Genomic DNA, 3,347 nt, shown 5'->3' with positions numbered 1-3,347 from the left:
TGGTGGTGACGGTGGCGATGTTCCATGTGCTGCGCCCCGGCCTGCCGCATGTGCTGGCTGCGCAGCGCAGCGCGGACAGCGCCGCAATCGCCGAGGCGCAAGCCGCCGGCAAGGAGCAGGGCGCCGCGGCGGACCGGCGCGGCTCGCGGCTGGTGCGGATGATCACCATCGCGCTGCTGCCCTTCTTCGCCTATTACGCGGCCTGGGGATTTCTGGGCGACATCGTGCGCCAATATTCGCGCGCCACGCTCGACCAGGCCGATTTCGGCCAGAGCGCCAATGTGCTTGACGTGCTCGATTCGCGCTGGCTGCTGGTCTCGGTGGCGGTGTCCTGGCTGATCCGCCGGCTGGCCAAATTCATGCAGACGAAGACATCGCAAACCAGGATTGGCGCCGCCTCGTTCTGGCAGATCGTCGTGGTGATCTGCGAGACCAACTGGATCTTCGTCGGTCTTTACGTCATCAGCCGCTGGAAGGACTCGGCGCTGCAATGGCTGATGAGCCGCAATTTCTGGTCGGCCCTGCAGGCTTCGGCCGACGGGCTGGCGAGCCCGGTGCCGATCGCCTCGGCCGCGCCCATGGTGCCGGTCGAGATCACCTCCATCGCGCCGTCGACGGTGGCGATCAATTTGTTCTTCTTCATGCTGCTGCCGCTGATCTGGCTGGTGATGGCGGCGCTGATCTATGGCTATGACGTGCGCGACGATGCTGCGCTGATGCGGGTGCATGGCCGGCTGGAGCGCGCCGGCCAGCGCTATGCCGGCCTGCCGAAATTCCTGCGCGATTTCGTCGAGCATTTCATTGCGGGCTATCGCTCGCGTTATCTGCCGATCGCCAACGGGGTGCGGCTCACGGTCAGCTCCAGCCTCATGCTGTTGTGCACGCTGGTCGTCGGCTACCGCTTGCTCGACTGGGGCGCTGCGTGGCCATGGCTCGGTGCGACGCGGCTGATCGGTCCGCACGAGCTCGACGTCTGGCAGATTTTTTCGCACGGCGTGACGCTGCTGTTCGGCAGCCCGTTCCAGGATTCCTCCACCGGCGTCCTGATCGAGCCGCTGCGCATATGCTTTCTCGCCGCCGCGCTGGAGACGGCGTTTTCGATGGCGAAGGGGGCGGGGGCGATTGGTGAGGTGGCTAAATAGCTGGCGAGGAACCCAGGCCCTGGACGGCTCACTTCGGCGGCCTCTGAAAACGCAAATACCACGGCCGCTCGCTACCCAGCCCAACGGCTGGGCGGATGGTCTTGACGGCATCTTCGGGCACGATGAAGGTTTCGCCGACGGTGATGACGTCGCCTTTCTTGGCGCCGGAGAAGATCGCCGAGGTGCAGTTCATCACGCCATCCGGCAGGCTGACGCCGGAGATGAAATCCGGCAGCCAGCGGCGGCCGGTGGCATCGGTCAGCATCAATTTGCAGCCCAGCCACTGCTTTTGCAGATCGGGATCGCCGACCGTGACGGCGAAGGTGGCGATGACGGCGAAGGCGTGCTCAGGCAAGCGGCCGGCCTTGCCGCCGCGCAAATCGGCCAGCCGCCAGTCGCTGCCGCCGAACGGCATGGACTGGCCGAAGTCGACATCCCTGGCGACGAGGTCTTCGCCGTGCAGCCATTCGCGGACGCTGTCATAGCTTATCTCGGCCAGCGTCAGCGGCAGCAGGATGGCGAGTGCGCCAAAACCGCGCCGGCGCCATTTTGTCTCGGCCTGCCGGGCGTCGCCGGCTGGTTCGATGTCGGTCGAGACGGCGCTCATGACTTGCCTTGAACTGATGGCACAGCAGCGTCGAGATCGTATTGCGGCAAGATCTCTGCCGGCTGGCCATCGGCGCTGGTCGGCAATGCGTCGAGGCTGATGCGGGCCTGGGCGTCGAGCGGAGCGAACTGGCGCGCAGCGACCAGCAGGCTGGCGCCGCGGATCTGGTCCGGCGGCACTTCGAATACGAACAGGCCGTTTCTTTCCAAACCCGGATCGACGGCATGTGGCGGCATGTCCTGGCGAAAGCTGAGCCGCTCCGTCTGGTGGTAGCGCAGGCCGGTCCGGCCTTGCCAGGTGCCGTCGGCGACCGTGGTGGAGGTGCTGGTGGCGGTGAGATTGGTCGTCACCACCGCCCACAGGCCGCTCGTGGTCAGCACCCTGGTCTGGCCGAACTGGTCGGTCCTCAGCGTGCGGGCGAAGACCACTTTGTCGAGGCGGACATCGAAGCTGCGCGCCCGCACCGTGTCGTGCATGGCGCCATCGATCGGGATAGGCGCAGTGAGCTCGGCATAATGCGGCTTCGACACCTGCATGCCGTAGCTCAGCGCCACGGTGGCGGCGACGATCAGGAGATTGCCGATGGCTCGGATCTTCATGAGCCGGTTCCCAGTGAGTCTGTCGGCAGGTCGGCGACCGGCAAGGTGACGGTGCCGAGCCGGGTGGGATTGAACCAGCCGGGTGTGCCGTAAAGATTGTCGCGCGGCTTGAAGATTTCGGCGGTGATGCCGAAGCTGAGATTTGCCGGTACGATGGCGTCACCGGCAAGTGGCCAGACATAGGCCATGCGCTCGGTCATGCCGGGATGCAGTTCCGGCGTCAGCGTCTGATCGCGGGTCAGCGCGATCATCGGCAGGCCGTCAGGCAAAGCGAGGCCGTCCGGCGTGAAGACATTGAAATAGGCCTTGTCGGATTGCGCAGTGCGGTTGGTCATGTCGGCCTCCAGCACGAGCGCCTTCTGGCCGGGCTTCAGCGGCACGCCATAGACCTTGGCGCGGCTGACATAGGCGCGCACCGGCTGGACCCGCCAGCGCCCGGCATCGATGGCGGCATCGGGCGGCAATTGCGGCGGCGCGTGAGCGGGCAGGGCGCCGAAGGCCCCCATCAGGCCGGCGACGAACAGGGCGGCGATGGTTCCGGCGCCGGCCGTTATCCAGGTCTGAAATCTGCTACGGGCAGTCTTGAACATTCCAAACTATGCACGTCGAACGATCAGCCACCCGGGTGCACTCTAGAAAGAAAAAACGGCTGATGGAACCCGCAATTGGCTGGTCCAGCCCTCGCGCCGCTTCCCTTGCCCAGAGCCTGTGGCCATGGCGGCGGAAGTAGCGCGCCACCAGGCGCTGCTGCTTGGCCCTGATCAGGTCGGGCAGGCGCCGCTCCTGACGCCAGCGCGGCATGTTGCGCCAGCAGGCGATGACGCGGGCGGCATCCTCGATGGCTTCCTCAGCCGACAGTGCCGGGCCGATCGCCGCCAAGAACAGCGCCTCCGACTGCTTCAGCTCGTCGATCACCGCCTTGCGCCTGACATGATCCTGACGGGCGTGGGTGATGCCGTTGCGGCGGATGGCTTCGAAGGCTTCGAGGAGGGCAGGGCT

5 protein-coding genes are annotated in these 3,347 nt (G+C 66.0%); 1 reads left to right on the top strand and 4 read right to left on the bottom strand.

All coding sequences use genetic code 11. The features are described 5' to 3' along the window. Nucleotides 1-1,142 (top strand): hypothetical protein (locus EN993_RS33250; RefSeq protein WP_127265994.1); only part of this gene is annotated, 1,142 nt, incomplete at its 5' end. A 28-nt stretch (nucleotides 1,143-1,170) separates the two neighbouring features. On the opposite strand, the gene EN993_RS33245 is transcribed toward EN993_RS33250, so the two are convergent. The 4 genes from EN993_RS33245 to EN993_RS33230 form a co-directional block, all read right to left on the bottom strand. Further along, nucleotides 1,171-1,749 (bottom strand): hypothetical protein, encoded by a 579-nt coding sequence (locus tag EN993_RS33245; RefSeq protein ID WP_127265993.1) that lies wholly within the window; start codon nucleotides 1,747-1,749, stop codon nucleotides 1,171-1,173. Next, complete coding sequence (locus tag EN993_RS33240) at nucleotides 1,746-2,348, bottom strand: hypothetical protein (RefSeq protein ID WP_126069880.1); 603 nt, start codon at nucleotides 2,346-2,348, stop codon at nucleotides 1,746-1,748. The genes EN993_RS33245 and EN993_RS33240 overlap by 4 nt, the downstream gene beginning before the upstream one ends. Beyond that, nucleotides 2,345-2,938 (bottom strand): hypothetical protein, encoded by a 594-nt coding sequence (locus tag EN993_RS33235; RefSeq protein ID WP_127265992.1) that lies wholly within the window; start codon nucleotides 2,936-2,938, stop codon nucleotides 2,345-2,347. The genes EN993_RS33240 and EN993_RS33235 overlap by 4 nt, the downstream gene beginning before the upstream one ends. Next, a partial coding sequence (locus tag EN993_RS33230) for a hypothetical protein (RefSeq protein ID WP_245469039.1) occupies nucleotides 2,919-3,347 on the bottom strand: 429 nt, incomplete at its 5' end. The genes EN993_RS33230 and EN993_RS33235, both read right to left, overlap by 20 nt.

The sequence above is a fragment of the Mesorhizobium sp. M7D.F.Ca.US.004.01.2.1 genome (assembly GCF_003997785.1).
Taxonomy (GTDB): domain Bacteria; phylum Pseudomonadota; class Alphaproteobacteria; order Rhizobiales; family Rhizobiaceae; genus Mesorhizobium; species Mesorhizobium loti.
This window is presented reverse-complemented; position numbering and strand designations above follow the sequence as displayed.